Origin of the sequence: Actinoplanes sp. NPDC048791, assembly GCF_040650095.1 — a bacterium.
In the GTDB taxonomy this organism is placed as follows: domain Bacteria; phylum Actinomycetota; class Actinomycetes; order Mycobacteriales; family Micromonosporaceae; genus Actinoplanes.
In genome coordinates, this window is the sequence record NZ_JBEZGQ010000786.1 from 1 (window position 1) to 4,047 (window position 4,047).

2 protein-coding genes and 1 pseudogene are annotated in these 4,047 nt (G+C 71.4%); all 3 read right to left on the bottom strand.

All coding sequences use genetic code 11. The annotated features are described in order from the left end of the window. A pseudogene (locus tag AB0C29_RS36975) lies at positions 1 to 238 on the bottom strand (hypothetical protein); the annotation flags it as partial. Next, positions 235 to 2,094: a right-handed parallel beta-helix repeat-containing protein gene (locus tag AB0C29_RS36980; RefSeq protein ID WP_360830534.1), complete on the bottom strand. Its 1,860-nt coding sequence runs from the start codon at positions 2,092 to 2,094 to the stop codon at positions 235 to 237. The gene AB0C29_RS36980 and the pseudogene AB0C29_RS36975, both read right to left, overlap by 4 nt. Next, positions 2,091 to 3,413, bottom strand: coding sequence for a glycosyltransferase family 2 protein (locus AB0C29_RS36985; RefSeq protein WP_360830537.1), 1,323 nt, complete (start codon positions 3,411 to 3,413; stop codon positions 2,091 to 2,093). The genes AB0C29_RS36980 and AB0C29_RS36985 overlap by 4 nt, the downstream gene beginning before the upstream one ends. Positions 3,414 to 4,047: the final 634 nt, after the last annotated feature.

Here is a 4,047-nt window from a genome sequence, read left to right on the forward strand (position 1 = left end):
CCGGGAGGGTGCCCACCGGGGCGGTGGTGATCGTCTCGCCGGCCGGGATGGTCGGCCCGACCGGTCCGGTCGCGCCGGCGACCGGGGCCGGGGCGGAGCTGCCGGTCAGTGAGATCGCCAGGGCGATCACCGCGATGAGCAGAGCCGCGCCGCCGAGCCAGAGGCCCGGTCCGCCCGGCAGAGCCGCGAGGCGCTGCCGCAGCCGGGACCAGTCGAATCCGTTGTCCGGCTGGGTCACGCCGCGCTCCCGACGAGTTCCTCGGCCGGGGCCGGCGCCCTGAGCGGCACGGTGTTCGCGTACGGGTGGTGGATGCCTTGCCGGCGCCGGCGTACTCCGAGCACCGCCGAGCCGATGATCAGCAGGACGATGGCCACCCACAGCATGGTCATCGGGCTGGCGTAGTGCCGGAACCGGATCCAGAACGAGCTGGTGTCGTGCCAGGCCGAGATCGTGTTCTGGTCGATGTCGACGTCACCGCGGGCCCGCGAGTGGTCCAGCGCGCTGGGTCCCACCCCGGCGACCACGTTGTAGCTGACCTTCGAGCCGCCCGTGGCGTCGACCAGGGCGATGCCGTGGTTGGTGGCGCCCTCGACGGTGTTGCCGCGGACCTCGGCGACCGAGCTGCGGACGTAGATGCCGTTGTCGGCGTCGCTGACCACGTTGCCGGTGATCAGCGCGTTCGTCACGCCGTCGCGGACCGCGATGCCCTGGCGCCGCTGGTCGCTGACCTGGTTGCCGTTGATGGCCACGCTGTCGGCACCCTCGCGGGCCACGATGCCCATGTCGCTGCCCACCACCGTGTTGTTCTGCACGGCGATGTTCAGCCCGCCGATGACCTCGATGCCGTAGTGCGCGTTGTAGCGGGCCACGCTGTTGGTCACCGAGTTGTTGCCGTAGCTGCCCACGAACTCGCCGGAGGCCGACGCGCCGGTGGCCAGCGGCAGGCCGTTGATGGTGAAGCCGTTGCCGCCGTTGCCCTGGGCGGTGCTCGCGCTGACCCGGACCTGCTGGGCCGCCCGGGAGAGCACGATGCCGTCGCCGCCGTTGTCGATCGAGACCACCCGCTGGATGTCCGCGCTGGAGGCGAAGCGGTGCAGCACCAGGCCGTCCTGCAGGCTGCGGGCGATCGTGGTGTCGCTGATGGTGATGCCGTTGGCGCTGGAGACGAACAGCCCGAACGCGTTGCCGCTGATGCTGGCGTGGTCGATCTTGCCGGAGACGTACGACAGGCCGGGCACGTCGAAGCGGGTGTCGGGCGCGGCCAGATTGCCGCTGGGCTGGGCGAAGACGTCACCGGCACCCGGTGCGGCGTCCGCCGCCGCGTCCGTGGCGAGCCGCTCGGCCTTGGCCTCGTGGCGCTGGGTCTTGGTCAGGTGGGTCGGACCGTCCACATCGCCGGTGTTCGGCCGGTCGGTGCCGGTCAGGCTGACGCCCGCGGTGCGCCCGCTCCAGAACCCCAGATCCGAGACCTGGGCGTACGACATGGCGAACTGCCCGCCGATGGCCCGGAGGTAGGCCCGGCCGTCGTCGACCCGGGTGTCCGGCAGCCCGGTCCGGACGTCCCAGCTGGTGATCTTCGTGGGCGCCTGCGGGGTGCCCTCGACCGTGAGGCCGCCGCCGAAGGACACGATGGACACGAAACCGTTGGTGGTGCTGGCCATCCGCAGGGTCAGGCCGCCGGGGTTGCTCAGCCGCAGCTTCGCCCCCGAGTTCAGGTAGATGTTCTCGGTCAGCAGGTAGCTGCCGTCGGCCTGCCGCACGAAGGTCTGCGGCGCGAGCTTGAGCAGATCGGTGACCGTGTACGGCTCCCGCTGCTGGGTCAGCACCAGGGTGTACCCGTCACCGGTGTCCAGCCGGTACGGCTTGGCCCAGCCGATGCCCCGGGTGGGCGCCACGGCGGTGACGGCGCGTACCTGGGTCAGCCGCCGGTCCTCACCGGCGACCAGAGCGGCCTGCTGCTCGGCGGCCTCGGCGGTGGTGCCGGCGTCCATCGCGCCCTGCGGGTCCGCGGCGGCCGGGGCGGCCAGGGCGAGGGAGGCGGTGCCGAGCAGTACGGCGGCCAGCCCGGTGAGCCCGGTACGGGTCGGCTTCATGCGGAGACCCCCTGTCCGGCGAGCACGGCGACGGGCTCCTCGGTCGTCTCTGCGGCCGGCACGGTGGTACGGGTGGCGGTCAGAGTCGCCGAGCCCTGGCCCTCGCCGCCGACGCTGTCCGCCGTACGGGTCAGCCAGCCCTGCTTGTTCATGGTCACGAAGGCGTAGAGCTTGATCGGCAGCGCGATGAAGATGACCACCAGCGCGGTCACCGGCAGCAGCAGGATCTCCTGCGGGTGCCGGCGCAGGTGCGAGTAGCCCCGCACGCCGCGGCCCAGCAGCAGCCAGATCAGCGCGAGCCCGAGCGAGTGCAGCGTCAGCTCCAGGCGGCTGAAGATCAGGTACGCCAGCGCCATGCCCATGGTCACCGGGGTGAGCAGGATCTGCAGCACGGTGATCTTGGTGACCATCGGCTGCTTCCAGAGCCAGCCCTTCCACAGCGCCGTCAGGTACGTGCGGTAGGAGTTGCGGCTCCACCGGACCCGCTGCTTGACGAACGCCGAGAACGAGGACGGGAACATCGAGATCGCCCGGGCCGACGACTGGTGCACGGTCTTGTAGCCGGAGGCCAGGACCAGCCAGGTGAGCCGCCCGTCGTCGCCGGCGACGCAGCGCCGGCCGAGGAAGAATTCGTCCTCCAGGTGGGTCAGCACCGGCGCGATGGCCGAGCGGCGGTAGGCGGCGGTACGCCCGGACAGGCAGGCCACCGCCCCGGCCCGGCCCATCGCCGGCACGTAGTCGTAGTAGCGCAGGTTGACCAGCCAGTCGGCGATCCGCCGCCAGATGCTGGTGGTGCGCTGGTAGACGTTCTGCTGCGTGCCCACCCCGCCGACAGCCGGGTCCACGAAGGGCATCTGCACGGCCGCGAGCAGTCCGGGCTCCCAGCGGGTGTCGGAGTCGGCCAGCACGACCAGCTCACCGGTGGCCGCCCGGACGCCGACGCCGAGCGCCGAACGCTTGCCGCGGTGCACGAACGGGATGACCCGCAGCCGCGGGTCGGTGACGGCGGCGAGGCGGGCGAGCACCTCGGTGTCCTCGACGTCGGGGACGATGATGACCTCGTACGGGTCCTGCGACAGCCAGCTGTCCAGGCACTCGATCAGGATCTCGGGGTCCTCGCGGTAGGCCGGGACGACCACGGAGACGGTGGTGCGGAAGTCGTTGACGACGGGCCGGGCGAAGCGGGACAGCACGGCCCGGTAGAGCCAGAGAAGCCAGACGAAGATCCCGGCGAGGCCCAGCGGCATGACGTCGCGCCACGACGTCGAGCCCGCTGCCTCGACGATCCAGGACCAGATCACGTCGAAGAAGTGAGACATGGGTGTTACTCCCTTGAGCCGTACAGCGCATGTGGATGCGGAGGGGTCTCACCTGCTCGGGCGGCGCCGCGAGGGGGAACTCGGGCGCGCGGGATCCACCGGGGGTACGCGGTGGGAGCAGGGAGCGGGCCGGTGGCGGCGTTGCCACGGGCGACAGGTAGGTCAGGAACTCCGGGGGTACGGAGAGCTGCTACCGGCGCGACCGGCTGTGCGGGAGTGGTGGTGCGGGCGCCGGGCAGGGAGGCCGTCGGCGCGTGGTGCGGGCTGCGTTGCTCATGAGCGATCTCCTTGGAAGAACCAAGGACGTCGGTTTCGCCGCTGGCTCCCCGCCGGACATGGGCGACCAACTCGCCCGGCGGATCTTCACCTCGCCCACGACTCGGGATGAGTCGTTCGGGAATATCCTGTCATTTACCTATTTGTCGGTCGTCGGCCGAACGGTCAGCCTTTCCGGGCGACCCGGTACGGTGGCTGGTCGCCGGGACGGTCAGAGTCTCGCCGGCATCGATGAAATGTAGGGTGACCGGCATGCTTTCGCGGGCCGGGCTCCTGGCGCTGACTCTCGCCCTCACCGGCCCGCTCCTGGCGGCAGCCGGCCCGGCCGCCGCGGCCACACCCGCCGCGCAGGCGCTCG